Below are 26066 nucleotides of genomic sequence, written 5' to 3'. Positions count from 1 at the left end.
TAATAATTGATAATAGTAATCATTACGTTTAAGATATACCTATACTGACGAAGAGGTGATAATAGTGAAACAAGAAATTCATCCCAATTATCAACAAGTGGTATTCATGGATACCAACAGTGGGTATCAATTTTTGACAGGTTCCACGAAGACGTCCAATGAAACGATCGTTTGGAAAGACGGCCAAACATATCCATTATTAAAAGTGGAAATCAGCTCGGATACGCACCCTTTTTATACCGGAAAGCAGAAGTTTGCTGAAAAAGGCGGACGGGTCGATCGCTTCCTGGATAAATATAATATGAAGAAATGAGAGTCAGGCCATCGGGAAATCGATGGCCATTTTTTATGACTGGGTAGAAAAAGTTAATAATGATGCAAGGAAAAAGGGTGCCCATAATTTATAAGGCACCCATCCTTTATTCATTTTGCAGCAATTGCTTCCCCTTTGGCAATATTGACGAGGGCCGCATCGAAGTCCTTGATTATATCGTCAGGATTTTCAAGTCCGACAGAGAGGCGGAGCAAACTGTTCGTGATGCCGCGCTTTTCCCTTTCATCAGCAGGCATGGCAGCATGGGACATTTTGGCCGGGTAGGATAATATGGATTCGACCGCTCCCAGGCTTACGGCAAAAACAGGGAGCTCGACTGTGTTCACGAAGGAACGGAAGATTTCCTCACTTTCCAATTCAAATGATAGGACCGCCCCTGCACCAAGTGACTGGCCTTTCTGGATGGCGTGCTGTGGATGATCGGCCAGTCCGGGATAATACACTTTTTTCACCAAGGGCTGCTCCTTTAAGTAGGCTGCTATCTTTTCTGCCCCTTTTTGTGAATGCTCCATTCTAACTGATAAGGTTTTCAAACCTCTCATTACAAGCCAGGCATCCTGAACTCCAAGGACCGCTCCAAATGAATTTTGGAGCGAACCGAGTCTTGCCGCCAATTCCGGATCTTTCACGACTGCAAGCCCAGCTACCACATCACTATGTCCGGATAAAAACTTCGTCGCGCTATGAAGGACAACATCCGCGCCCAGATTCAGCGGTTTTTGCAATGCCGGCGTCAAGAATGTATTATCAACAAAACTTAAGGCACCGGCTTTTTTGGCGATATCACATACAGCTTGAATATCGGTCACTTTAAGTAACGGATTTGAAGGCGTTTCGATGTATATGGCCCTGGTATTTGGCTGAACGGCCGCTTTGACGCTTTCAAGGTCCGTCATGTCAACGAAGGTATGCTCAATATTGAAACGGGTCAATACGCTTGTGACCATCCTGAACGTTCCGCCATACACATCTTCGGAAATGACGATATGGTCTCCGGCCGACAATAGCAGGAAGGCTGTTGAAATGGCAGCCATACCTGATGAAAAGGCAAAGCCGTGAGTGCCTTCCTCAAGTTCGGCAATGATATCTTCAAGTGCTTCGCGAGTGGGGTTCCCGCTTCTGCTGTAATCATACTTGCCGAATTGATCGATATTGGATTGATGGAAAGTCGATGCATGCTGAATGGGGACGCTCACACCTCCCGTTGCCGGATCGAATTTATGCTGATTATGAAGTAATTTCGTTTCAAAGCTAAAATCATTACCTGTCATCGTAGTGCCTCCCTTTTTACATGTGCGAATGCTTGCTGCAAGTCACCGATTAAATCATCGCTATCCTCGATGCCAACTGAGAAGCGGAGCAGGCGATTACAAACCCCATTTGCCGTTCTGACTTCAAGCGGTATATCGGCATGTGTTTGTGTGGCAGGATAGGTGATGAAGCTTTCAACCCCTCCAAGGCTTTCTGCAAAGGAAATTAATGAGAGCGATTGTAAAAATGGGTTGACCGCCGATTCATCAATGATGCGGAAAGAAATCATGCCGCCTCTGCCGGGATACAATACATCCGTGACACAATCATGTTCCGATAAGTAATCTACAAGTATCTTGGCATTCTTTTCATGACGCTCCATCCGCAATGCCAGGGTTTTCATTCCGCGCATCAACAGCCAAGAATCAAATGGGCTCAAGACAGCTCCAGTGCCATTATGATGGAAGGCAAGGGCATCGCATAATTCAGCGCCGCTAGCAACGATCAGTCCTGCGAGCACATCATTATGACCACCGAGATACTTGGTTGCACTGTGAATCACAATATCCGCTCCAAGCAGGATGGGTTGTTGAATAAGAGGCGTGTAAAAAGTGTTATCAACGATTAACAATAAATTATATCGTTTGGCCAATGCGGCAACGGCACTAATGTCCGTTTGCTGCATAAGGGGGTTAGTGGGAGTTTCGATGAAGATGGCTTTCGTGTGAGGAGTGATGGCTTTTTCGATATCCTCCAAACAACAAGTGTTTACATAGTCACACTGCAATCCCCATTTTTTAAAACCTTGTTCTAACAGACGATATGTACCGCCATAAAGATCTTCGCTGACAATCCAGGCATCCCCGGATTTAAAAAGGGCGAGAATGGTGGAGATGGCGGCCATTCCTGAACTGCAGGCATAACCTTGGTCTCCTTTTTCCAAATCGGCGATGGATCGCTCCAATAGCTGGCGTGTAGGGTTTCCTGTCCTTGTGTAGTCGAATCCTGTAGATTGGCCAATTCCTTCGTGACGAAAAGCTGTTGAAAAATATACCGGCGGATTGACTGTTCCTGTCGCCGTTTCGCTGCGATTTCCTAATTGAGCAAGATAAGTTTCAGTTTTGTACATGGTTTTCACTGCTCCTTTGAGTTATATAAAATAAAAAAAAGTCTTCTTTAAGAAGAAGACTTTGATTAAGTAGGGACGAGTCATTCTTCTTATCTTCCAAGTTCACAAACTTGTGGAATTAGCACCTTTTCATTGGTTTGAAACAAATGAAGGTTGCTGAGGTGTCATCGGGCCATTCCCTCTACCTCTCTCGATAAGAGTTTAGATTATTCAATTTCTTTTGAATTTACTATATATACAAAATACTGTCAAGGGCATTTTGGGAGTGATAATGCTTGGATGTTCATGACCAGGTCAATTGGAGCCTAGAGGTGTCTACACTTTATGTCTCTAAAAAGAATAATCGAATTTTCATATAAACATGAAGGGAACATGGATTATTCAGAAAAAATGGAAAGGGTCAGCGGGATATTTTTGCTTTAAAATAATAAAGTTTGTACAATGTATGGAGAGAAAGAATAATCCGACATTATTCATTTCATATGCAAAGGGTCTTCAATGAATAGTGCAAACATAGGAGGAGAACACATGGAATACAGAATCGAACGAGATACGATGGGTGAAGTGAAAGTTCCTGCTGATAAATATTGGGGAGCACAAACTGAGAGAAGCCGCAACAATTTCAAAATCGGTAACGAAAAAATGCCGATTGAATTAGTTCGTGCATTTGCATACGTTAAACAAGCTGCGGCAAAGGTGAACTATGATCTTGGTGATCTTTCCGAGGTTAAAAAGAACGCCATCGTCAAGATTTGCGGGGAAATCCTTGAAGGTACGCTTGATGAACATTTCCCGCTTGTAGTTTGGCAAACGGGAAGCGGCACGCAAAGTAATATGAACGTGAATGAAGTGGTCGCCAACAAAGGGAATGAATGGTTAAAAGAAAATGGTGAATCCGAAACCCTTCACCCGAATGATGATGTTAACAAGGCACAAAGCTCAAATGATACTTTTCCGACCGCCATGCATATTGCAGCCTTTATGGAAGTCGCTGAAAAATTGGTTCCTGCCATCAAAGCACTTCGTGATACATTCGATACAAAAGAAAAAGAATTTTGGGATGTCGTGAAAATTGGCCGGACACATCTTCAAGATGCTACACCATTAACATTAGGACAAGAAATTTCCGGTTGGAAAGCGATGCTCGATAAAGATCTAGCGATGATTGAGGAAAGCAGCCAAAAATTATTGAACCTTGCTCTAGGCGGAACGGCAGTAGGAACAGGAATCAATACAAAAAAAGAATTCCCGGGACTTTCTGCCAAACAAATTGCAGCGGATACAGGATATCCTTTTGTCACATCTGATAATAAGTTCCATGCATTGACTAGCCATAACGAAATCGTCTACGCACACGGTGCTTTGAAAGCATTGGCGGCGGATTTAATGAAAATTGCGAACGATGTCAGATGGCTTGCAAGTGGTCCAAGAAGCGGAATCGGCGAAATAGCCATTCCGGAAAACGAGCCGGGCAGCTCCATCATGCCAGGTAAAGTCAATCCAACACAAAGTGAAGCGCTAACCATGATTGCAACACAAATCGTGGGTAACGATGCTACAATTGGCTTTGCAGCAAGCCAAGGTAACTTTGAATTGAATGTATTCAAACCAGTCATCATCTATAACTTCCTGCAAACGGTCAAATTATTGACGGAAGGCATTCATTCATTCAATGACAATTGTGCGGTGGGCATCACTGCAAATGAAGATAAAATCAAAGAAAATGTAGAACGTTCCCTTATGTTGGTAACAGCATTGAACCCGCATATCGGTTATGAGAAAGCAGCCAAGATTGCCAAAACGGCATTCAAGGACAACTCTACGTTAAAAGAAGCGGCGTTGAAATTGGAGTTCCTGACCGAAGATGAATTCGAAGCATGGGTCGATCCTGCTAACATGGTTAATAAATAATTGCATACAAGTGCCCTCCCTCTCGTATTAGGGAGGGTGTTTCCATGTTTTAAAATAATGGAATCGACAAATACTGAAATCATAAGTATCGGGAACAGGAGGAAATACAATGTCTATATGCCCGCTTTGCAACGGTCTGAGAAAAATTCATGTTAAATGCCCGGAATGCGGCAGTAATCTTGAGGATAAAGGGAAATTCATGGACTACGCTGATGATTACAGTGCTTATATGGATATCGACATCCTTAAAGAAAACGACGGATACCCTCAATCCCTTCAAAAAGGCCAATGCCCGCATCTCATGAAATGCCCGGAATGCAGACATGATGAAGTGGTATTGGTCCAAGAATGAATTTGAATAAAGTAAAAAGACCCAATATGAATGGGTCTTTTTACTTTTAATTGGCAGATAACTTCATGCTTTCCTGCATCTGTTCATCTTCTTCAACTAAAATGCGATGTTCAGTCCCTTTATCAAAAAAGTGTGCTTTATTCATGTCGAGGGCAAGATCGATCTTTTCCCCTGCCTGAATAATATTCTTGGCATCGACCCGTGCAACGAAGTCCTGCCCCTCTAATGTGGAGTAGAGCATAATCTCAGCGCCCATGAGTTCGGCTACATCAATTTGTGTCGTGAATGTAGTATTAGGGGCCTTCGTGAAGTAAGCTCCTTCATTATGGAAATCCTCCGGACGGATGCCAAGGATTACATCTTTTCCGACATATCCTTGATCACGCAGCATTTTCATTTTCAATTCAGGTATTTCAAGCGTTTGTTCGCCTATTTTAATTGTGCCTTCTTTTAATGTTCCGGTAAAGAAGTTCATGGCAGGTGATCCGATAAAGCCGCCGACGAAAACATTTATTGGTTTCTCATAAACGTCCTTTGGGGCACCGACCTGTTGGATGATACCATCTTTCATTACAACGAGACGTGTCGCCATGGTCATTGCCTCTGTTTGGTCATGCGTGACATATATGGTTGTGGTGTCGAGCCGTTTATGCAGCTTAGCGATTTCTGCACGCATTTGAACCCGCAGCTTTGCGTCGAGATTGGATAATGGCTCATCCATCAAGAACACTTTTGCATCCCTTACAATTGCACGGCCGAGAGCCACACGCTGGCGCTGACCACCTGAAAGCGCTTTAGGTTTCCTGTTTAGCAACTCTTCAAGTCCGAGAATCCTTGCCGCTTCATTGACCCTTTGCTTGATTTCCGCTTTTGGCGTTTTCCTGAGCTTTAATCCAAATGCCATATTGTCAAATACGGTCATATGAGGATATAAGGCATAGTTTTGGAAAACCATCGCAATATCACGATCTTTAGGAGGGACATCATTTACTCGCTTGCCGTCTATGTATAAATCCCCTTGGGAAATGTCCTCCAGTCCGGCAATCATCCTTAATGTCGTTGATTTGCCGCAACCGGAAGGTCCCACAAAAACGATGAATTCCTTATCGGCAACACGAAGGTTGAAGTCTTTAACAGCCGTCACCTTTTTATCATAAATCTTGAATATATGATCTAACACTAATTCTGCCATGAAAAATCCCCCTTTTAAACTACTGATTACTTGTACCAATTAGCTATAGTCTAAGCTATCGGTTTAGAAAAAAGTATGGGCACATTGCACAAAAAAAGGCTGAAATTACCACTTTATGATGGAAATTAATCATTCAGCAGAAATATCAAGTACGCAGTAAGGGCATGACGGAAGTTCCTAATATCGAGACCAGTTCTTTCTGAGAATTTATCGATTCGGTATTGTAAGCTGTTCCGATGTATATAAAGCTGTTTTGCGGCATAGGTGGCATTGGAATTACACTCGATATACGTTTTAACTGTTTTGATAAGCTCAGTATCCTGCTTGGTCTTGCCAAGAATTTCATTGATATACCACTTTGAATTCGTAAAGGATGGATCATTTATTAATGAATGGGGGATGATGTCTGCCAAATCCGTCACCTTTAGATCCGGCAGATGCACCTGTGCCAAATCAAAACATCTTTTCTCCAGGGCCCAGTGATGGTGAAGGTCTTGATTTACAGGGTGAAAGCGCCCCGTGAACATACGGGTCTTTACATAAAAATCACTTTCAAGCGTGGAAGAAATGGCGATTAGTTCTTTATTTGATAATGGTTCATCCTTGTCCGTTTCAATTAAGACTCCTGCCGTTTCACTTTCCCAGATAATAGCTGCGTCAGATGGAACGAAAGCGAGGAAGGCCTCTTCAAAATCGGAGTTGGAAAAATCAGCATGAGTCAGCTTGAAATGAAGGAATCGAACATTCTCCCAGCTCGTTAAAGGCATTGGTGCATTCGGTTCGGATAAAAAATTTTTCCATGATGAATCTGGATGTGCATGGAGGTTATTTGGGTTTATGGAAGGAGCAAAAAGCAGCTCCAATAAACGAATTTCCTCGGCTGTGATTTCTGAACGGGGAATGCCAAGTATACTTCTGGAGTCTTCAAACCAAACATATTCAGAAATATCATCAGTATCCTTTTTATTGGTAAGAGCGTTCGGGAATTTTTGTTTAAGATTTTCAAGCATCGGTTCCACCTTCTTTCTCCCTTTCCATATCATTATAGCGAAAAAGAATAAAGTTCAAAAGATTAGGATATTGCTAGTTTTTCCAAAAGGGAAAATCAAAGAAAAGTTGCAAGTATTACTAATGATAGGTAAGGTACTGCGTATGCTTTATGGAATATCGTTAAAGAGGAGGAGATCTTATGAACATTTTAATATTGGGCGGTACACGGTTTTTAGGCCGGTATTTAGCAAAAGCTGCGATAGGGAAAGGGCATGATGTCACACTTTTTAATCGTGGAAGCGACCCTTATGTCTTTCCCGGAATAGAACAGTTAAAAGGGGACCGCGACGGGGATTTGGAAATGTTGAAAGGGAGACAGTGGGATGCAGTCATTGACACATCAGGATTTATCCCTCGAACTGTATCGAAATCTTGCAGATTGCTTAATCAAGTTAAACATTATACATATATTTCAAGCATCTCCGTTTATAGTGATCCGACCGAGCCAGGAATTGATGAAAATGGAGAAGTTCACACACTAAATGAAGATAAAGCAAAGCAGAAGTGATCACCCGCGGAACTGCTGGACCGATATACGGTGAATATTATGGACTGTTAAAATCATTATGCGAAAATGCAGCTGAAAAAGAATTGCCGGGGAAAGTCCTTTCAATTCGCGCCGGGCAAATAGTGGGTCCATATGATTACACTGACCGATTGCCGTACTGGCTTAAAAGGATAGCGGAAGGGGGAGAAATTTTATCTCCTGGTCGCTCTGGACGTCCAATCCAAGTTATCGATGCAAGGGACTTGGCCCAATGGATCATCCAAATGATAGAAAAAAGCATGACAGGTACGTATAATGCCGTTGGCCCAGATTACACACTGACTATGGGGCAATTACTTGAAGGCTGCAAAAAGGTAACAAGAAGTAATGCTGATTTTACATGGGTATCTGAAAAATTTTTAAATGACAATAAAGTAGAGCCGTGAGGAGAAATGCCTTTATGGATACCGGAAGAATTCCCTTTACCAGGAGGAAAGGAACCTTTGAATGGATTTTCGGCTGTCGATAACGGTAAAGCCATCAATAATGGACTAACATTCCGTCCCTTATCAGAAACTCTCGAAGATATATGGAATTGGGAAAAGTGCCGTACGGAATCTGCCGATAGAAAAGCTGGCATTCACAGACAACATGAAAGTGATCTCCTTGGACTATGGAAACAGACAGTAGGTTGAAACCTTCTTTTATTATATTGAAATACTAAGTGTGCTTGGTGAAAAGGATGATTTAAACGAACAACTTGAAGGAATTAAAAAAGCGATGTACTAAAAACCCCATCGCTTTTTTAGTCCACGAATCTGCTTGCGAGGTTTGTAAGGATTTCAAGTTTTTCCGTCGCGGCCGCTACTTTGTCCTTATTGAAAGGCCTGCTCCCAATAAGGGGGAGCAGGCCACGATTATTTGATCAATTCATCCAGTCTGGTTTTCCGAATCCGGCAAATTTGTCATCGATGACTTTTTCGAACTGGTCGGATTCCACAACTGATTTAATATCCTTTGCAAATTGGGAGTCCACATCTTTTGTATTCACTGTAACAACGTTTCGATATATATCAGGCATTTTTTCTAAAACAATGGCATCCTGTAGGTCCATTTTCGCTGCAAGAGCGAAGTTGCCAGGGACCGCTGATAGGTCAACACTGTCTGTTGCCCGGGGCAATTGAGCGGATTCCAATGGTTTGAGTTGAATGTTTTTTGGATTTTTCGTTACATCCTTTTCAGATATTTTTAAAGGGTCGACATCTGGATCGACTTCAATCAGCCCTTCATCCACCAGCACTTTAAGTGCACGTGCGAGGTTAACCGGATCATTGGGCACTGCAAGGGATGTACCGTCTTTAATTTCTTTCAATGATTTATACTTGTTCGAATATATGCCCATTGGTGCTGTTGGAACTATGATAAGGTCGGTAAGCTTTAAATCATTTTCTTTAGCGAAGTTATCCATGTACACCTTATGCTGGAAGAGGTTGGCGTCGATCGAATGGTTGCCAAGGGACTTATTCGGCTGGATATAGTCGGTGAATTCGACGATCTCTATTTTGTAACCGAGATCTTCCAGACCTGGTTTTATGGCCTCTTTAACCATATCGGCATAGGGCCCGGTAGTCGCCCCGATCTTCAATTCCTTTTTGTCTTCAGTTTTTGGGGATGCATCATCGCTCCCGCATGCTGCCAAGCCAAGGGCAAGTGCACAGACTGATAATAACGAAGCTATTTTCTTCATTTAAAATTCCTCCTGAGTAATGAAATGTATTGAATCATTGAAAAATGATGGATCACTATCGTTTGTTAACTATGTATGAGGCCTTGTCACCAACCATTTGAATGATTTGAACAAGGCAGATCAGCACGACGATCGTCGTGATCATGACTGTGTTGTCATAACGGTAATAACCGTACCGGATGGCCAGGTCGCCAATTCCGCCTCCGCCGATTGTCCCTGCCATTGCTGAGTAACCGATAAGCGAAATGGTCGTTAATGTCAGTCCTTGAATGATACCCGGTTTTGCCTCTGGGAGAAGTACATCCTTAATGATCATCCATGGAGTGGCTCCTACGGCAATTGCAGCTTCAATCACTCCTCTGTCTATTTCACGTAATGCCGTTTCAACGATTCTTGCAAAAAAAGGTATTGCGGACACCGACAGGGAAACAGTAGCCGCTCTCGGCCCTATCGTCGATCCAGTTAGAAGATCCGTTAAAGGAAGGAGGGCAACCAAGAGAATGATGAAAGGGATTGAACGGACAATATTGACTGCGAATCCTAGAGAGCGATTCACGATACTATTTTCAAAAAATAAATTCCTTGTTGTGGTAAACAGCAATACTCCAAGCGGTAAACCGATCAGCAGGGCTACTGCAAGGGAAACGCCGACCATATAAATCGTTTCAAGAAAGGCTTTATTAAGATCAGGTAAAATATTGACGATGGAATCAAGCAGTGACATGTTTTAACACCTCCACAGAACTGGAACGATTTTTTATATATTGCAATGCCGAATGAATTTGAGCTGCATCGCCTATTAACTCGATGATTAAAATGCCTAAAGGGACATCCTGGATATACTCAATTTTACCGTGTAAAATATTACCCTTTACTGAATGGGATTGGAGAGTATCCGAAAGGATCGACTCACCAGCGGTTTGCCCTTCGAATTGAATTTGAATGATCGTACCTTTACTTTCTTCAATCAAGTGCGGAGGGAGTGCGAAATCCAGAACACTGCTAATGAATTGCTTCGTTAACTCCTGCTTGGGCTGTGAAAATATTTCATAAACGGGACCTTCTTCAATTACACGGCCATCCTGCATGACGGCGACACGGTGGCATAGTTCTTTGACCACTTCCATTTCATGTGTAATCAACACGATGGTGATGCCAAGCTTACTGCTTATCTTTTTCAATAATTGTAAAATCGCTTTTGTAGTTGTTGGATCAAGTGCTGAAGTCGCTTCATCACATAATAGTACAGTGGGGTCATTTGCTAAGGCACGGGCTATGCCTACCCGTTGCTTCTGTCCACCGCTAAGCTGCGCCGGATAGACATCTTTCTTATCGCTGAGCCCTACGATTTCCAACAATTCCAATACACGTAAACTGATTGCATCCTTCGATCGATGCGCGGCCTTTAAGGCGAAAGCAACATTTTCATAAACGGTTTTTGAACTGACCAGTGAAAAGTGTTGGAATATCATTCCGATTTTTTGACGTTGTTTACGAAGCTCTTTACTTGATAAAGAGGTTAAATCAATGCCGTCGATGATGATATTTCCACTTGTCGGACGTTCAAGCAAATTCAAGCAGCGGAGTAATGAGCTTTTTCCAGCTCCACTGTAGCCGACAATTCCATACACTTCACCAGTTTGAATGGTTAAAGATACGTTATCCACTCCGATAACTCGGTTTTTCTTCGAGACGTATTCCTTTCGGACTGAACGGATTTCAATCATGAGCTTTCCCCCTTAAACATTAAAAAACTGCCCCTATCATTCAGAAAGAGGCAGCGAAATTATATCTCGTCTTATCTTTCAGAATGCAATCATTCTGCAGGAAGTGGCACCGTTCCCTAAGGGCGGTTGCCGGACATCACAGGGCCTGATCCCTCCGTCACTCTTGATAAGTAAATTATTATTTTAGAATATTTCAAGTTTTTTAATATAATCTATATTATTTGTAAAATCTCACAATGTCAATCGTTTTTGAAGTTTTTGGGGTGATTTTTATTATTAAAGTTTTGTAAGGTCTGTTAAAAAAGGGCTATTATACAAGAATCCAGCATTTTCATCCAGGTTAATTATTCCAGTATTTCCTTGTCAAAAAGGTAAAGTGGTACTACATTTATTATAGTAAAGTTAAAAAAAGGAAGATGAAACTATTTTTGTACAATGATGGGGAGGAAATTGAGTGATAGAGATTAAGACGATAAATGATGTGGTTTGTGTGCACGGGACTCCTGGCGGGAACAAGGCGGGAATGAGTGTTAATGTTTTTTTAACGGATGGCCTATTGATAGATACTGGAGCAGAGATTTTATTGAAAGAGCTTATTCCGTTCTATGAGTCCGCAGACTTCGACTCAGTGGCCCTGACTCACTATCATGAAGACCATACGGGGGGCGCTGCCTGGATACAGGAACATAAAAAGGTCCCGCTTTTCATTCACCCGATGTCGGTTGAAGTTTGTGCAAGGGATGCTGAATATCCTGAATATCGCAAAATTTTCTGGGGAAAGAGAGACGCCTTTAAAGCTGAGCCGCTAGGGGAGGCCATTCATTCGCGCACCCAAACGTGGGAGCCGATTTTTACCCCCGGCCATGCGAAGGACCATATGGTGTATTTGAATCACAGTAATGGCATGCTCTTTTCAGGAGACCTTTTCGTAACACCAAAGACAAAGCTTGTCTTACGGGAAGAGTCTGTTCCGGTCATCATCGATTCAATAAAAAGATTACTGCAATATGACTTCGGGGAAGTGTTTTGCTGCCATGCTGGGCATGTCCCTGAAGGGAAGGAAATGTTTCGAAAAAAACTGGATTATCTGGAAAACCTCCAAGGCGAAATTTTACGCCTGAATTCTCAAGGGCTGACCGTTCAAGAAATCCAGCAGGTCGTTTTACCGAATCGCTATCCCCTTATCGAGATATCTGGGCATGAATGGGATTCAGAGCATATCATTACATCGATATTAAACGAAAATATGTTGAGTGCAAGGGAGAATGGAACTATTTGAATGTTAACGGTCTGACTGATATAAAAGAGAGCTCTCCATAAGAGAGCTCACATCATTCATTTATTGATATTTGGATCTGTTTCATCATAAAAATCATGTGCTTCTTCGATGTTCTGAAGGTTAGCGACTTCATACACATTTCCGCCCGCCATTCCTTCATTGATGATACGGTCGACATCAAGGTAAACGGAGTCCTTGCCATCATATTCGGTATCCTTCAAAAATGTCATTTTTTCTTTATCCAAAATAAATCCCTCCTAGCCTTTTCTTTAGTTTGGGCAAAGGAGTCTTTTTTATTCTGGTTAGGTATTTCATGAATGTAAAGGCGGTTCATTCATACACATGGAAAATCATTAAATCATGTATCATGCTTTTGAGTTTGGCTTCATCTGTTCCGGAAGGCGGATTGGCTGTCCACTCGATCGATCCATCTTTATGATACAAGGCTTGGGTTGCCTGCTTGTTGAAATAAAAGGAAATTTTCCATCCCGGCAGATTCTTATGCAGTGGTGCCCATTGAAAATGAGTAATCATATGTATTACCTCCATTTATACAGTTTCTCATTTAATTATAATGGAAAACGGCAGCTGGAGGATGTTATTTAATTGTTAGGCTTGGAAAAGTTAATTCAATAAAAAGATTTTTTAAATGCAAAAGCCTGTTTGTTTCAATTTCTTCCTCATCGAATTGCATGGGCTTTGAGTTCACTTCGTATATGAAGAGCGAACCGGATTCGTCTTCCCCTATATCCATGGAAAACTCTCCAAGAAATCCGATTTTTTTAGAAAGTATCTCTCCGCTTTTTTGGGCGATTTTTGCTAATTTTCGATTCAGGCTTCTTGATTGCAGGTCTTGAAAAGGAACGATCTTCCCCCCTCGGGGAGTGTGGGTGGTGATTTCCTGAGTTTGTGACATCCTTACCGCTTTGCCGGTCACTTTATAAAAACCTTTTTCATAATGGACCAGAATCCGGTAATCATAACGATGTCCAAAAAGTTTTTTTGGTATGATCGCCTGTTGAGCAAGGTAGCTCCTTTTTAATAAATCCCTTTTTCTTGTTTCCCAGAATGACGCGAAATCCGGGAAGGACTCACTATGTTTTAAGCTATTGAACAATAGTGTATCATCATCATTTTTGATTATCGTATAAATGCCTTTACCTTGGCTTCCTTTGCAAGGTTTAAGGTATATATGCTTATAGGTCTCCAAGAAAGCATCAAGGCAGCCGCTGTTTCTCAAGACCATGGTGTGCGGAAGGTGATTGGTCAGGGATCCTTCTTCCTTCAATGCTTCGAACATCACATATTTATCTATGAAACAGGGGTTGAAAAGATTCATTCGGTATTTTTTTAAAAATTGGATGAGCTGTTGGAATTCCCCTGACGCCTCATAGCTCCTCAAGGGGATTCGGTTATAGACGATGTCAGGGAAGGGCACTTTACATTCGATCCATTTGTTTGAAATGGAGGAAAAAACATACCCTCTCATCGATTCGGAATGAAGGACCTTTTCTGTGAATACATACGCCAATATTCCATGTTTGAATAAATATAGTGATAGGTCCCGAAAAAGGGTCAGGTTTCCACCCAAACCTGATTCCTTTTTGGGATTGGAAACAGTCAGTATGCCGACGGCAAGCATCCGGTTACCTGGAAATATGGTGATTGGAATTAGGGGTTGATTCGTATGATCCTTATTATACCTAATTACGTCCTCGGCTGAGCCAGCGAAAAGTTCCGCATTCTCTTGATTGTGGTACCAATTTTCAGTGGGGATATCGTAAAAAATGTTCATCGCGGCACACTGATTGATTTTGTAATCGTCTGTTCCGTAAGATAAATGGCGTAATCAAGGCTGAGCTTTCTGGTCAGCAATTCGAAATCCTTAAGTTTAGGATGGGAGAAGATGGAACGTCCCGGTTTGGAATTGGCTTCAAACATCCAAACCTGACCTTTTTTATCCAATCCAAAATCAAATCCTATTTCTGCAACGATTCCGTCCAAGTTCTTTTCTATACTGTCACTTAAAATCAGTGCGGCTTCCGATAGCTTTCGTTCGACTTCTTTCGCCTCATCGTCATCTCCAAACAGTTCGGCAACCGTTTTGATCACACCCCCGCTTTTAATATGGGTCGTGACGCTGCCGGCACCGGCGATTTTTGCGGCGATCGCGGTTACCTGCCATTTTCCATTACTGTCCTTGTTCGTATGGACCCGGAAATCCACTGGACGTTTTTCAGATCGAATTAATGGGATGCCCTGCTGCACGATAAGATTCTCTAGCGGCCGGTCGTGAAAAATATGTTTAACGATGGATTCCAGTGTGGAAAACTTTTGCAGTTTATTTTCTTTTGCTTCATTTGTATAGCGGCAATAGTAAACATTCTCATGCTTATCATAAAGAATTTGGTGAATCCCTAGGCCGAGGCTGCCGTGAATGGGCTTTATATAAACTTGCCGGTAATGGGAAAGAAGGGTTTCCACCACGGACATGGATTGAAATGGATACGTTTCCGGCAAATATGGCAGTGCCCGCTCATCTGCGCATAACCTTTCATTTACATCCCATTTATTGAAAAAACCAGGATTATACCATGGAATGGTATATTCTTTTTGGAATTTCTGCTTCACTTCTTTAGGTCCATCGCGGTTTTCCGTCAACCGATTTGGGAGACGGTCATAGATCACATTAGGAAAAGGAAATTCATTAATCTGCCAGTCATTGTTATCAAACACATAACCTTTGATTGTCTCCTCATCCCAATTGATTACATTCTCCCCAAAAACAAAGGGAATACAGCCTGTGGTCCTGCTAAGCGAAAGGAGCTTTGCGAAAAATTCCGATCTTTCGCCTAATGGTTTGTTTGAAATGCCGGTGAAGCCTGATGAAAAGATTCCGACCAGCGGTCCGATATGAATGCTTCTGCCGTATATGAATAAATGAAGGGGAATATCGGTATGATCGAATAGTAGAGATTCCGCAAGACTTTCCGAAAGGACGATTGATTGATTGACGGCCGGGTTTTGTTTGACGATGGCAGGACATGAATGTCGTCCGAAGTAAATTAATTCAATCTCTGCCAAGTCTCCAAGATCGGAAGGGTAGTAGAGAACATTACCGGGGATAGCGGCAATTTCGGCAGGATAAGTCTTTCTCACTTTCTATTCACCTGCTTTCTGAAGATGTTTTGCTAAATACTGGCTATATTGAAACGGTGCGCGATGAATATCATTCATGGTCTCCGGCTGCAGTGCCTGAATGATTTTCCTTCCGGGCTTCGAGTTAATGTCCATTATCCATATTTGGCCTTTTTTATCGATGCCTATATCGATCCCCAACTCGAATAATCTTTCAAAGACAGCTTCGGTTTCTGCGGGCAGGGTGCGAAGGATATGCTCAATCTTTTGTTCGACGGCAATCGAAATCGTTTCCGGGTTTCTTTTGATGAAAGTTTCCAAAGAAATGGCTTCCCCGCCTGTGGCAAGATTTGAGGTAATTCCGTCCTTTTGTCCCGTACGAATTCCGCGGCCACGTTCCATCCATTGATTCTTCTCGTTTTTTTGAAGTAAAATCCGTAAATCGAATGGCTCGTTATATTGGCTGCAAAGTTCCAAATATGGCTGGCAGAGGTAACGGTATCGATTTAATAAATGCTGCAGCCATTTGTTAAGCTGAGATTTGGAGGAGAATTGGCGGTCATATTTGGTGCCCTTTTTCGTCATGGATACCAAGGTACCGTCTTCGTTTTTTGAAAGAAGGTAGATTCCTGTACCGCCTGCACCGAATTCAGGTTTGATGATGATTTTATCCAGGCGTTCCAAATGACCGGTAATATCTTCAGGTGTCGTCACTTGTACGGTCTCTGGAAAAAATGCCTGTAGGTGTGGATGGTTTTTTAGGATTTGATACACTTCCCACTTACCAGGAAGGCCCAGCCCTAAGAAATTCGAGTTATCTTTTAACCAATCGATTTTGTGCCGCGTTTCCGTTGACTCACGGACTAATCCGTGAAAACAGCGATCATAAACAAAATCAGGTATATCAAAAGATGCGCTGATCCAAGTTTTGTCCTCGGCATCAAAACGCTCGCCGCGGACTTTTTTCAGATCCATATCAATATTTTCCGGTGAGAATTTACAAACATTCATATCAAATGATTTTGCGGTTTTGGCTATTTCGGTGAAGTAGTTGTTTTCATGTGTATCCGACGCGGCCATTAATCCTATTAACACGTGCTAGCAACTCCTTTTATGGATGGTTTTCGCGGTTAAGGGCAAGCATGAAATCTATGATGGATTTTACTGATGGACGAAAGGTTTCATAGTTGCCTTGAAATTTTTTTGAAGGTTTTGAATTCACTTCGATGATCCATGGATGGGTATCGGTATCCAGTGCTAAATCAATCCCTAGCTCACCGAATGAATCGTTGTGGTTTTCGACCAAGGCCTGGGCAGTGTTTTTAGCCAGCCGTACGAGCTTTTGATATATGCGGCTGGCGTCCTGAAGGTCAAATGCTTCCTTTAGAAAATCCGGCCCATTTTTCATCAAGCCGCCTTGTGCAAGATTGGAAACGATAGTGCCAGGGTCCCCAATCCGGGCAACCATTGATGAAACTTTCCACTCAAGCAGATCATTCCGGTGAAGAAGTATGCGGAAATCAACTTTTCTCTGATCGGTTTCGAATAGGGAAATCCCTTTTTGAAGAATGAAGGATTGTTTACTGGAAAACCTTTTTAAGGTTTCGTACAATTTTTCATCCGTATCAGCAAAATGCACATCCTGGAGATTTCCAGATTGCTCGATTTTCCATTTTCCAGCTACTTGCGTTAATCTGCAAATATTCCTGCCTTGGCTGCCTGATGCGGGTTTAAAGTAGATTACCGAATGCTTTTCTATAAACCTCAAGGAAGATTCCTTTTCGTTAAAAAGTATCGTCTCCGGCAAATTTGGCAACAGCTCTTCTTCTAAGATTAGCAGCTCATGTACATCATGTTTGGAGAGGAACCTTCCATTGAACATCGGTATCGACCGTTCCTCCAGTTCAGTTTTAAACAGCTTGAAAGAATGCGATTCCTCAAGTTTACGCGAATGTATCCGGTTATAAAATACATCAGGAATGGGGAGGGGCAAGGTTTGCCAGCCATCTTGCCCAGGCAGGTAGCCTTCTACAACTCCCTCTTGAAGAGACTGCAATTTTACTAAATAGAAGGGGATGCCCCGCTGATTACAATATGTTTTCATTTCCTGATAAAATTTTTCCATCTCGCCGAATGTCCCGTCTTGCAAGGGAGTCTGGTTCATGAGTGAAGCGAAGAACGGGCCTATTTTAATTGACCTTCCTTCCGCATTGTATGAGACGGAGATTGAATCGGAAAAACTGGGTAAGGATAAAGTTTGGTTCATATCATATGAAAGTTTCAATGTAGGCTGGGGTGACGGGAATGGCTGGACAAGTACCGGGACCGAACGGCATCCAGCCATGATCGTTACGGGTTCTCCAAATTGAAGGCCCCATTCCTCAAATAGTTTTTCTGCGATAAACAGTAGCGCCTTCTTTCGCGTCTCTGCGGGATTTACCGTAATGAAAACTTTCTGATGGTTAAGGTTCATAATAATTCCCCGTTTGCACTAAGTTTAATATCCTTTAATAATTTAATGATGGGCAAATGTGGATAACACATTCTATGTTCTTTTAATTAGAAGGTGTCATCAAGCCTCTATTTAAAGCAATAAAAGGAGAAATTTCATGGAGTTTTGGTTAAGGACCCTGTATGGTCGTCTTAGGTGCTGTAATAGGTGGCTTCACTAAATTATTAGCTATCACAATGCTGTTCAGACTTTATAAACCAATCTATATTTTGGTGAAACAGCTTGCCGTTGACACCAAGGTGGATTCCGAAGCGGCAGGATGAGTTAGCCAAATTGGTATTGATCATTTAAACACGCCAGCGAGCATACAAAGTAAAGTCATCATGATGCCTCTATACAGAATATGAAAATTTACGTGAAGGCAGAAGTAAAGAAAGTATTGTCCATGGAAAAAAGTACTGCTCAAATGCTTGTTTTAACGTAAATGAAGAATTCTTCATTTACGTTAGAACAAGATTGCAAATTTACAAACATACTTTCTTAATGAATTTGAAACATGGTCGGAAGAGAAACGATATAACAATTGATTAACGAAAAGACAGCTGAAATGCTGCCTGTCACTTCGATCATGAATAAGCCGGTTCGAGAATGGACTGCCAATTTCCCGGACACCATTTCCCGGCTTGAGGAAAAGGTCGTATCCATCACTAAGAAGGATTTTTCGATAATCACCTGCCTTGGAGCTTTGCTTGGAGGAATCATCGGTTTATTTAAAGGATTTGTAACTGTTTTAATAGGATGACGTGTAATTCGCAATCGGATTTGTTATAGTGGAAAAGGTGTAGGAATACAATGATTACCGGGAGGGGAAATAAATGAGTAACGTATATGATGCAGCGTATGAAATGGAAAAGGCAATTAGGGCAAGTAATGAATATGCCGATTTGCAACGCTTATATGATCTTGTCAATTCTGATGAAGCAACAAAAGGAATGTTTGAAAACTTCCGTAATCTGCAGATGACATTGCAGCAAAAGCAAATGATGGGACAGGAGATTGCACCGGAAGAGGTTGAGCAAGCACAAAAGACGGTACAGCTTGTCCAACAAAACCCAACCATTTCACAATTGATGGAAGCTGAACAACGGATGAGCATGGTAATCGCAGACCTCAATAAAATTATCATGAAGCCGCTTGAAGATTTATATGGCTTGCCTGACCAACAGCAATAAGCAGTTAAAGACTCCCTTCCATAATGGTTGGGGGTTTTTTTGTTTCCTGAAAGACACCATTGCAAGGGTCGTGAACCATTATTTGTTCTATTCCCGAAATTTTAGTCATAAATTTGGAAAGAGGATACTACAGATGGGGGAGATCAGCATGGTATATCGACTACTTGCGGTCAATATCGACGGGACATTGCTCCAGTCGAATGGCCGTTTAAATAAATCGACTAAAGAAGCAATAGATTATGTTCACCAAAAAGGTGTCCATGTTGCACTTGTGACGTCAAGAAACTATCACTCAGCAAAAAAAGTGGCCAAAGCCCTAAAAATAAATCCGATGATCGTTGCTCAGCAAGGAGCCTTTGTCGGAGCTTCCATAGAAAAGCCGATAATGGTAAAAAGGATATCAGAAGAACTGACAGCAGAGCTCGTGCAAATGCTTGAAAAGACCACGTGCCAAATATTGCTCATTCATGAGAAATACTCGCTGGGCAATCGGGTGAACCTCCCGGAGAATTTGCTTGGTAAATCGGTAATGTATTTGAATGACCAAAATATTTATGCCCAAAATTATGTGGATGATATCAGTGAAGAGCTTATTGACCAGCCGATGGCCCCGACGAAGATGGACATTATATTTCCAGAAAAAAGTGCTCGAAATGATATGTTGAAATTGATAAAGGAAATGTTCCCTGAGGTGGATGCAATCTTATATCCAGGACATAAGCTGACCATCGTTCCGAAGGGTGTTTCTAAATGGAGCGGTGTATTGTATTTAGCTGACCATTTAGAGGTGAAAAGAACGGAAATCGTCTCGATTGGAGATGGATTTGATGATATGGAGATGATTGCCGGTTCTGGTCTGGGAGTTGCCATGGGCAATGCGGATGAGGAAGTAAGGAAAGTGGCAAAATGGGTGACGCGCTCCAATGACCAAGATGGCGTTGCCTATATGCTGAGGGAATTCTTCCGGAAACAGCATCCAATCGATTTTTTACAAAAGATGAATATGCTTAAATGAATGGCGGGTCTCCTTCATATAGAAGGGGCCCCATTCAGATCATGCCGCTTTTTAGGCCTGTTATATTTCATAAATAATTATAAGCTTCTTTCCATAAGCTAAAGGAAAATCAGTAATGGAAAGGAAGAATTCAATGGGTGTAATCAATGCAAAAGAAGTGCAAGTCGGTGACGAGGTGTTTGTGATTTATAATAATCCCCACGTTCCTACCGTTTCGAATATAAGGGCTGCGGAAATCGTTCCGCACCCCAAAGATCCCAATGCAGTTGCCTTGTTCCTGAATGATACATTTCATACGATTGAGGACGATGATGCTTTGTTCACTTCGGAAGCCGCAGCGGAAAAGGCATACAGTGATTATATGGATAACCAAATGACGTAAAGAGACGTTCACTTCGCATGAACAGATGAAGCCCTCGCTTATAGAGCGGGGGCTCTTTTTGATTATATTTACGAGTAAAGCACAAAATTCACGAGTATTTGCTGCAACCTCACGAGTAAACGCTCGGAATTCACGAGTATTTGCTCCGAACTCACGAGTAAACGCGCCAAACTCACGAGTAAACGTGCCAAACTCACGAGTATTTGCTCCGAACTCACGAGTAAACGCTCGGAATTCACGAGTAAACGTGCTGAACTCACGAGTATTTGCTCCGAACTCACGAGTAAACGTGCCAAACTCACGAGTATTTGCTCCGAACTCACGAGTAAACGTGCCAAACTCACGAGTAAACGCTCGGAATTCACGAGTAACGCCCCGAATTCGCGAGTAAACGCTCCCATACTCACATGACAGAAGCCATAAGTGATTAAAACAGCATATTTGACTGTGAAAAATAAAAAAATGCCACTCCTATTTCAAGAAATACAGAGTGACAGTTATGGTTTAATCTCAGTTCTTGGATTGGATTAAGAGTTTCATTGCGTGAATTTGTCCAATATGATTGGCTTCATGGAGCACTACAAAATTAATGAATTCCCCCACTGTTTCCATTCCGTTGAAAGGCTGTGCCGTTTTTTCAGTCAATCGTTCTTCCGGAATTTCAAGAAGGCGATCAAGTTGTTCATGCAGTTGTTGCTTTAATACTTCAACGGTAGGTACGTCCCCAGTCCAGTCCGCTGGTTTTGAACCATATCCGAATAGTTGGCCGTAATTCTCTGGCAATTCACTATGGGAGTTCAATAAAAATTTTTCGGCTGCAGAAAGGACATGGCCAAGGTGCCAATGGATTGTATTATTAAAACCTTCAGGCTGTACATCCATAAACTCTGGTTTGATTCCATCGATTTCTTTTAAAAGATTGCCGCGCATAACCGTTAGCTGATTTTTTACATAATTCATTTTACATTCCCCTTTCAATCTTGTTTTATTCTAAACGCTATCCCATGAAATTATAGCAAGGATAATTCAATATTATCAAATTTTAGCCAAGCCAATTCACAAAGGAAAGGATTATCAATTTAAAAGGGTTTATATTGTCGGCTAGTAATCGGATTAAATGCAATATAAGCGAGTATGTGCTTTTGATGAAATGGAAGGCTGCATCAACTATCCAGGGGTCAAAATCCTTAAGTTTTTTTGGTTAATAAATTGATGAATATTCCTATTACTCTTTTGCGTGGAGAAGTATAATGAAATATATTGGATAATTAATCCAGTGGGGTAAGAGGAGATGACAGTAATGAAAAGGAAACCGCTGCTTGTTGCACTTAGCCTATTATCAATAACGTTAGCTTCAGGCTGTACAACAAAGCAAGAACATATTTCCGTTCAAAAATATGAAGGTAAAAACTACAAATTCGAAGCATATAAAGAAAAGATAGAAATGGGGAAAACAGAAAAAACAAAAGAAATAGTAAGAAATGCAGATTGGGAAGAATTCGCGTTGGCGGAAGATCATCCTAAGGCGGACTTCATCTTTTATTTTAATGATGAAAAAAGCGAAGGTAAAATAGCAGTATATTATGTTTGGGTTAATACTGATGAAAATATTGTAGAATTGACGAAGGATGAACATAGCGAGTATGTACAGTTAAATAGAAAGGATTCTCAAACTATATTAAAACTTCTGCATTAATGAAAAGGAGGAGACAAGTGGGGAAGTGGAAGCTGATGGTGGTGTAATAGTCGAATCTGAATATTTTCATGCTCACCAAGACGTTGCATACCCCATTGAAGGTTTAGTGATATTAGCATCTAAGCGCCATATTAAGTGCTTTGATGAATTAAATGAACGAGAAAAGGTTGATTACATAAACGTATTAACCAAGATTAGAAAAGCTCAAAGAAAAGTATTAGGGATAGAAAATGTTTATTGTTTTTACAATGAGGATACTTCCCACCATTTTCATACTTGGATGGTTCCTCGATATGAATGGATGTACCGGTTTGGACGTTCGGTGGAATCAGTTAGACCGGTTTTGCTGCATGCAAGAGACAACTTGAATGATGTTGAAAATTTAAAAACTGTAATCGAAGGAATCGAGGCATTAAAAAAAGAACTGAACCCTTAATCTCTTTGATAGCACCATGTTTATAAAAAGAGAAAGAAACCGGACTTCCACACAAGTCCAGTTTCTTTCATCTGCTCAGGCTGAATCAGTCTTCTTATTCGTTGTCCTCAATAGTGGCATGGTGCAACAACGAAAAGAGCCACCGGACTTGATTATTTCGCTTATATCGATTTCAATGACTTCGTATCCGCGTTTACGAAGCTGACTATTTACCTGTTTATTACACGGAAGACTGAATATTTTTTTATTCCCAATTGAAAGCACGTTGGTTCCTAATGTGAATTGTTCTTCTTTAGTTACTTCAATTATGTCATAACGTGAAGCTAATATATCCATCTCTTTTTTTGTAAAGGACTCCGGAAAAATAAGCGCCTCTGTCGGTGATATGATATTGAAAACACAATCTAAATGAAGGAATGTTTCAATGAAAGGAATCGCGATGACATCGTATTCCGGTAATAGGGTCTGAAGATGCTTGACGGATGTTTCATCTGTTCTTTCACTGATTCCAATATAGATGGTCTTTCCGTCAATAAGGACATCCCCGCCCTCAATATGATCTTTGAGGAGATTGAAATACGAGATGCCATTCGTTTCGAGCCAGGATTTCAATATTTGTTCTTCGCCCTGCCTGATACCTGTTGCCAATTCCGCAACGTATACGATATTGCCAAGAGTAAAACCGATATCCCTCGTGAAAACTTGTTCTGGATATGTAAATTGTGGCGTAAGTTTTATGACTTCAATCCCTTCATGCTCAAGAGCCTTTGTAAATTGGGCGTGCTGCTCCAAGGCTAGTGCTTGATCGATATTTTCCTCTTGAAACTCTTTTTGTGTTTCGTTAATGATCTCCCGGATTTCCATATAACGAGGTTCACAGACGATCACCCGTGATAGCTTTGAATATTCACTCGAGCAATAGGCTTCTAGTTCTTCGTTTATTTTGTTTATCATAAATGAGCTCCCTCTATACATAATTGTATCTTTACTATTTCCTCTTTTTTCTAGAAAGAAACATAAAAAATAGGTCATGGCACTGCACTGCTAAATTTGGATGGTCTAAAAATAACATTTCAGATTATGCTCCTGATAAATGATACCGGTATCATTTATCAACTCGAAGAAGCGAGTATGCCAGCCATTTTTTATTTAAAAAACGTTCCAGTTGGTTTCAGAAATCCGCTCCCTTTCCGCCGACTGCCTGCCAAGCCTCCTCGCCGTAAACGTCTCCGGGGTCTCATCTAGCCAGTTTTTCGGCAGGAGTGTCGCAAATTTCTTCAATCCAATGAGGGTTTCATAAAACAATAAAAAACGATAAAGAGCGAGTATGCCAGCCATTTTTTATTTTAAAAACCGTTCCAGTTGGTTCCAGAAATCCGCGCCCTTTCCGAATCCCGTTATTGTCGTCAAACGGATAGGATCTGGTTTAGCCTTTTTGAAATATCATCAGGATAAACCTAAATTCAAAATAATCGTAAAAGGCACCTAGGGATAAAGGATTATTTTTTTTCTGGTCGAATATATAATGAGGATGCTTTTAATATAAGGGGGAGATTGTAATGATGGATACTCCATTGATCATGACTCAAATCATTGAGAGAGCTGAAAAATATTTTCCGAAGAAAGAGGTCGTTTCGCGTACGGATGGTGGAATTCACACATTTACATATGCAGAGATTGCTGAGCGTACAAGAAGGCTGACCAGTAATCTTGAAAAATTCGGCATTCAAACAGGTGACCGTATTGGAACACTTGCCTGGAACCATCATCGGCATTTAGAAGCATATTTCGCGATTCCCTGTCATGGTGCTGTCCTTCATACAATCAATATGCGTTTGTCTCCTCAGCATGTTTCTTATATCGTCAATAGTGCGGAGGATCGATTATTATTGATAGACCCGGATGTCATTCCCCTCTTGGAAGCAATTAAAGATGAGTTGACGACAGTGGAAGGGTATATCATTATGACGGATAAAGAGGAGTTGCCTGATACGACCCTTTCACCCATTTATCATTATGAAAGATTATTAGCCGAAGGGAATCCAAAACAGCCATTCATTCAAACCTTGGATGAAAATGCGCCTGCCGGCATATGTTATACTTCCGCCACGACCGGGAATCCGAAAGGTGTGGTTTATTCACATCGCGGAATTTTGCTGCATGCGATTGCACTGGGGCTTGCCGATTCTACAGCATTAAGCGAGCGTGATGTGGCCCTTCCTGTCGTGCCGATGTTTCATGTGAACGCTTGGGGCATGCCTTTTGCCAGTGTTTGGTTTGGAACGAAGATGGTTTTGCCGGGACCCTATTTCACCCCAAAGATTTTGGCTGAGCTTATAGAAACGGAGAAGGTTACAATCGCAGCAGGGGTACCGACGATATGGCTGGGCTTATTGAAGGAGCTGGAAGAAGGCGGCCATGATACGAGCAGCATTCGCACTGTTCTATGCGGAGGGTCGGCTGCTCCGAAAAGCATGATTAAAACCTTTGAACAAAAGTATGGGATACCATTCCTGCATGCCTATGGAATGACTGAAACAAGCCCGCTCGTATTTGTATCGAAACCAAAAAGCTATCAGGAAGACCTTCCTGAAGAAGAACTTTATGAGTTGAAGGCCAAGCAGGGCCTTGTTTCGCCAATGATAGAAATTAAAGTGATCGGTCAGGGCGGCGAAGTGAAACCAGATGGAAAAGAAATGGGCGAATTGCTGATCAGGGGTCCTTGGATAGCGAATGAGTATTTTAAGGATGAGCGGTCAGAGGATACGTTTAAAGATGGCTGGCTGTATACGGGGGATGTTGTCACGATTGATGAAGAGGGATTCGTCAAAATTGTTGACCGGACGAAAGATTTGATAAAAAGCGGCGGTGAGTGGATTTCTTCCGTAGATATAGAGAATGCATTAATGGCCCATGAAGGAATCTTTGAGGCTGCGGTAATTGCAGTGCCTCACGAAAAATGGCAGGAACGGCCGATCGCCTGTGTTGTCTTGAAGGAGGCATACAAGGGGAAAGTGTCCCAGGAAGACATCATCGAATTTTTAATGCCGCAGTTTGCAAAATGGTGGCTGCCGGATGAAGTGGTCTTTTTGGATGAAATCCCGAAAACGGGTGTTGGGAAGTTCTTGAAAAGGGCATTGCGTGATCAGCTTCAAGATAAATATATCAATAAATAATGCTAGGTTTGTATAATTGCAACTTTTCCCCCTATTCTAATAATGGGGAGGTATATATAATAGAGTCATAGAACGAAAGA

Annotated in this window: 32 protein-coding genes and 2 riboswitches; of the genes, 16 read left to right on the top strand and 16 right to left on the bottom strand. The window is 41.7% G+C overall.

Features of this window, described 5'->3' with window-relative positions; genetic code table 11:
- The first annotated feature begins 64 nt into the window (after positions 1 to 64).
- Positions 65 to 313 carry a type B 50S ribosomal protein L31 gene (locus tag ACFVS1_RS16235; protein ID WP_387548778.1) on the top strand — a complete coding sequence of 83 codons (249 nt, stop codon included), beginning with the start codon at positions 65 to 67 and terminating at the stop codon, positions 311 to 313.
- A 110-nt stretch (positions 314 to 423) separates the two neighbouring features.
- On the opposite strand, the gene metC is transcribed toward ACFVS1_RS16235, so the two are convergent.
- Together metC and ACFVS1_RS16225 are read right to left on the bottom strand one after the other, a co-directional pair.
- Entirely contained in the window at positions 424 to 1605 is a 1182-nt protein-coding gene (gene metC, locus ACFVS1_RS16230; protein WP_387548776.1) for a cystathionine beta-lyase, read from the bottom strand.
- Positions 1602 to 2714: a methionine biosynthesis PLP-dependent protein gene (locus ACFVS1_RS16225; RefSeq protein ID WP_352922151.1), complete on the bottom strand. Its 1113-nt coding sequence runs from the start codon at positions 2712 to 2714 to the stop codon at positions 1602 to 1604. Before ACFVS1_RS16225 ends, metC begins: the two co-directional genes overlap by 4 nt.
- A gap of 86 nt (positions 2715 to 2800) precedes the next feature.
- A riboswitch (SAM riboswitch) is annotated at positions 2801 to 2914 on the bottom strand.
- A gap of 328 nt (positions 2915 to 3242) precedes the next feature.
- Between ACFVS1_RS16225 and fumC the strand changes: the two genes are divergently transcribed.
- Positions 3243 to 4625, top strand: coding sequence for a class II fumarate hydratase (gene fumC, locus ACFVS1_RS16220; RefSeq protein ID WP_387548773.1), 1383 nt, complete (start codon positions 3243 to 3245; stop codon positions 4623 to 4625).
- Between the two features lie 109 nt (positions 4626 to 4734).
- Complete coding sequence (locus ACFVS1_RS16215) at positions 4735 to 4977, top strand: hypothetical protein (protein ID WP_387548771.1); 243 nt, start codon at positions 4735 to 4737, stop codon at positions 4975 to 4977.
- 46 nt (positions 4978 to 5023) lie between these two features.
- Here the strand turns inward: ACFVS1_RS16215 and ACFVS1_RS16210 are convergent, their stop codons facing one another.
- A complete protein-coding gene (locus ACFVS1_RS16210; RefSeq protein WP_352922146.1) occupies positions 5024 to 6169 on the bottom strand; it encodes an ABC transporter ATP-binding protein in 1146 nt (381 codons plus the stop codon).
- 125 nt (positions 6170 to 6294) lie between these two features.
- Complete coding sequence (locus ACFVS1_RS16205) at positions 6295 to 7179, bottom strand: PucR family transcriptional regulator (protein WP_387548768.1); 885 nt, start codon at positions 7177 to 7179, stop codon at positions 6295 to 6297.
- Between the two features lie 179 nt (positions 7180 to 7358).
- Between ACFVS1_RS16205 and ACFVS1_RS16200 the strand changes: the two genes are divergently transcribed.
- The 3 genes from ACFVS1_RS16200 to ACFVS1_RS16190 are packed head-to-tail and all read left to right on the top strand — an operon-like array spanning position 7359 to position 8401.
- Positions 7359 to 7727 (top strand): NAD-dependent epimerase/dehydratase family protein, encoded by a 369-nt coding sequence (locus ACFVS1_RS16200; RefSeq protein ID WP_387548766.1) that lies wholly within the window; start codon positions 7359 to 7361, stop codon positions 7725 to 7727.
- On the top strand, positions 7724 to 8152 hold the full coding sequence (locus tag ACFVS1_RS16195) for an NAD-dependent epimerase/dehydratase family protein (protein ID WP_387548764.1): 429 nt from the start codon (positions 7724 to 7726) through the stop codon (positions 8150 to 8152). Before ACFVS1_RS16200 ends, ACFVS1_RS16195 begins: the two co-directional genes overlap by 4 nt.
- A gap of 57 nt (positions 8153 to 8209) precedes the next feature.
- Entirely contained in the window at positions 8210 to 8401 is a 192-nt protein-coding gene (locus tag ACFVS1_RS16190) for a hypothetical protein (RefSeq protein WP_387548762.1), read from the top strand.
- 230 nt (positions 8402 to 8631) lie between these two features.
- Here ACFVS1_RS16190 and ACFVS1_RS16185 read toward each other — a convergent pair whose 3' ends face one another.
- From ACFVS1_RS16185 to ACFVS1_RS16175, 3 genes are read right to left on the bottom strand one after another with little or no spacing between them, the layout of a single operon-like run.
- Positions 8632 to 9453, bottom strand: a complete 822-nt coding sequence (locus tag ACFVS1_RS16185; RefSeq protein WP_387548760.1) for a MetQ/NlpA family ABC transporter substrate-binding protein — start codon at positions 9451 to 9453, stop codon at positions 8632 to 8634.
- 55 nt (positions 9454 to 9508) lie between these two features.
- A complete protein-coding gene (locus ACFVS1_RS16180; RefSeq protein ID WP_387548758.1) occupies positions 9509 to 10177 on the bottom strand; it encodes a methionine ABC transporter permease in 669 nt (222 codons plus the stop codon).
- Positions 10164 to 11180 (bottom strand): methionine ABC transporter ATP-binding protein, encoded by a 1017-nt coding sequence (locus ACFVS1_RS16175; RefSeq protein ID WP_387548756.1) that lies wholly within the window; start codon positions 11178 to 11180, stop codon positions 10164 to 10166. The genes ACFVS1_RS16180 and ACFVS1_RS16175 overlap by 14 nt, the downstream gene beginning before the upstream one ends.
- 68 nt (positions 11181 to 11248) lie before the next feature.
- Positions 11249 to 11353, bottom strand: a riboswitch (SAM riboswitch).
- A 281-nt stretch (positions 11354 to 11634) separates the two neighbouring features.
- Between ACFVS1_RS16175 and ACFVS1_RS16170 the strand changes: the two genes are divergently transcribed.
- Positions 11635 to 12459 (top strand): MBL fold metallo-hydrolase, encoded by an 825-nt coding sequence (locus tag ACFVS1_RS16170; protein WP_387548754.1) that lies wholly within the window; start codon positions 11635 to 11637, stop codon positions 12457 to 12459.
- A gap of 56 nt (positions 12460 to 12515) precedes the next feature.
- Here the strand turns inward: ACFVS1_RS16170 and ACFVS1_RS16165 are convergent, their stop codons facing one another.
- The 6 genes from ACFVS1_RS16165 to ACFVS1_RS16140 all read right to left on the bottom strand — a co-directional run bounded on the left by ACFVS1_RS16165 (position 12516) and on the right by ACFVS1_RS16140 (position 17722).
- On the bottom strand, positions 12516 to 12704 hold the full coding sequence (locus ACFVS1_RS16165) for a hypothetical protein (RefSeq protein WP_387548752.1): 189 nt from the start codon (positions 12702 to 12704) through the stop codon (positions 12516 to 12518).
- An 85-nt stretch (positions 12705 to 12789) separates the two neighbouring features.
- Positions 12790 to 12993, bottom strand: a complete 204-nt coding sequence (locus ACFVS1_RS16160) for a YheE family protein (protein ID WP_352922132.1) — start codon at positions 12991 to 12993, stop codon at positions 12790 to 12792.
- A 64-nt stretch (positions 12994 to 13057) separates the two neighbouring features.
- Entirely contained in the window at positions 13058 to 14254 is a 1197-nt protein-coding gene (locus ACFVS1_RS16155) for a YheC/YheD family endospore coat-associated protein (RefSeq protein WP_387548750.1), read from the bottom strand.
- Entirely contained in the window at positions 14251 to 15618 is a 1368-nt protein-coding gene (locus ACFVS1_RS16150; protein WP_387548748.1) for a YheC/YheD family endospore coat-associated protein, read from the bottom strand. Before ACFVS1_RS16150 ends, ACFVS1_RS16155 begins: the two co-directional genes overlap by 4 nt.
- A 3-nt stretch (positions 15619 to 15621) precedes the next feature.
- Positions 15622 to 16692 (bottom strand): YheC/YheD family endospore coat-associated protein, encoded by a 1071-nt coding sequence (locus tag ACFVS1_RS16145; RefSeq protein ID WP_387548746.1) that lies wholly within the window; start codon positions 16690 to 16692, stop codon positions 15622 to 15624.
- Between the two features lie 16 nt (positions 16693 to 16708).
- The gene (locus ACFVS1_RS16140) at positions 16709 to 17722 is read right to left on the bottom strand and encodes a YheC/YheD family endospore coat-associated protein (protein WP_352922124.1); all 1014 of its coding nucleotides are present in this window, start codon (positions 17720 to 17722) and stop codon (positions 16709 to 16711) included.
- A 37-nt stretch (positions 17723 to 17759) separates the two neighbouring features.
- On the opposite strand from ACFVS1_RS16140, the gene ACFVS1_RS16135 reads away from it, so the two are divergent.
- From ACFVS1_RS16135 to ACFVS1_RS16110, 6 genes are all read left to right on the top strand, one after another.
- Positions 17760 to 17966, top strand: coding sequence for a hypothetical protein (locus ACFVS1_RS16135; protein WP_387548744.1), 207 nt, complete (start codon positions 17760 to 17762; stop codon positions 17964 to 17966).
- Positions 17967 to 18231: 265 nt separating this feature from the next.
- Positions 18232 to 18372 carry a hypothetical protein gene (locus ACFVS1_RS16130; protein WP_352922121.1) on the top strand — a complete coding sequence of 47 codons (141 nt, stop codon included), beginning with the start codon at positions 18232 to 18234 and terminating at the stop codon, positions 18370 to 18372.
- A 260-nt stretch (positions 18373 to 18632) separates the two neighbouring features.
- Positions 18633 to 18851, top strand: a complete 219-nt coding sequence (locus ACFVS1_RS16125; RefSeq protein WP_352922119.1) for a hypothetical protein — start codon at positions 18633 to 18635, stop codon at positions 18849 to 18851.
- Positions 18852 to 18924: 73 nt separating this feature from the next.
- Positions 18925 to 19281 (top strand): YlbF/YmcA family competence regulator, encoded by a 357-nt coding sequence (locus tag ACFVS1_RS16120; protein WP_241590688.1) that lies wholly within the window; start codon positions 18925 to 18927, stop codon positions 19279 to 19281.
- 148 nt (positions 19282 to 19429) lie between these two features.
- On the top strand, positions 19430 to 20296 hold the full coding sequence (locus ACFVS1_RS16115) for a Cof-type HAD-IIB family hydrolase (protein ID WP_352922117.1): 867 nt from the start codon (positions 19430 to 19432) through the stop codon (positions 20294 to 20296).
- Between the two features lie 115 nt (positions 20297 to 20411).
- Entirely contained in the window at positions 20412 to 20678 is a 267-nt protein-coding gene (locus tag ACFVS1_RS16110; protein ID WP_241590686.1) for a transcriptional regulator SplA domain-containing protein, read from the top strand.
- A 68-nt stretch (positions 20679 to 20746) separates the two neighbouring features.
- On the opposite strand, the gene ACFVS1_RS16105 is transcribed toward ACFVS1_RS16110, so the two are convergent.
- Both ACFVS1_RS16105 and ACFVS1_RS16100 read right to left on the bottom strand, forming a co-directional pair.
- The gene (locus ACFVS1_RS16105; protein ID WP_387548740.1) at positions 20747 to 21085 is read right to left on the bottom strand and encodes a hypothetical protein; all 339 of its coding nucleotides are present in this window, start codon (positions 21083 to 21085) and stop codon (positions 20747 to 20749) included.
- A 103-nt stretch (positions 21086 to 21188) separates the two neighbouring features.
- The gene (locus ACFVS1_RS16100) at positions 21189 to 21638 is read right to left on the bottom strand and encodes a DinB family protein (protein ID WP_387548738.1); all 450 of its coding nucleotides are present in this window, start codon (positions 21636 to 21638) and stop codon (positions 21189 to 21191) included.
- Positions 21639 to 21978: 340 nt separating this feature from the next.
- On the opposite strand from ACFVS1_RS16100, the gene ACFVS1_RS16095 reads away from it, so the two are divergent.
- Complete coding sequence (locus ACFVS1_RS16095) at positions 21979 to 22374, top strand: hypothetical protein (protein ID WP_352922111.1); 396 nt, start codon at positions 21979 to 21981, stop codon at positions 22372 to 22374.
- Complete coding sequence (locus ACFVS1_RS16090) at positions 22370 to 22810, top strand: HIT family protein (RefSeq protein ID WP_387549397.1); 441 nt, start codon at positions 22370 to 22372, stop codon at positions 22808 to 22810. Before ACFVS1_RS16095 ends, ACFVS1_RS16090 begins: the two co-directional genes overlap by 5 nt.
- Before the next feature lie 75 nt (positions 22811 to 22885).
- On the opposite strand, the gene ACFVS1_RS16085 is transcribed toward ACFVS1_RS16090, so the two are convergent.
- Positions 22886 to 23764: a dimethylarginine dimethylaminohydrolase family protein gene (locus ACFVS1_RS16085; protein ID WP_387548736.1), complete on the bottom strand. Its 879-nt coding sequence runs from the start codon at positions 23762 to 23764 to the stop codon at positions 22886 to 22888.
- A 605-nt stretch (positions 23765 to 24369) separates the two neighbouring features.
- Between ACFVS1_RS16085 and ACFVS1_RS16080 the strand changes: the two genes are divergently transcribed.
- Complete coding sequence (locus ACFVS1_RS16080; RefSeq protein WP_387548734.1) at positions 24370 to 25986, top strand: long-chain fatty acid--CoA ligase; 1617 nt, start codon at positions 24370 to 24372, stop codon at positions 25984 to 25986.
- Positions 25987 to 26066 lie beyond the last annotated feature (80 nt).

This window comes from Peribacillus sp. NPDC058075 (assembly GCF_042885195.1).
In the GTDB taxonomy this organism is placed as follows: domain Bacteria; phylum Bacillota; class Bacilli; order Bacillales; family DSM-1321; genus Peribacillus.
Note: the sequence above shows the minus strand (reverse complement) of the source record. Positions and strands in the feature narration are given on the sequence as shown.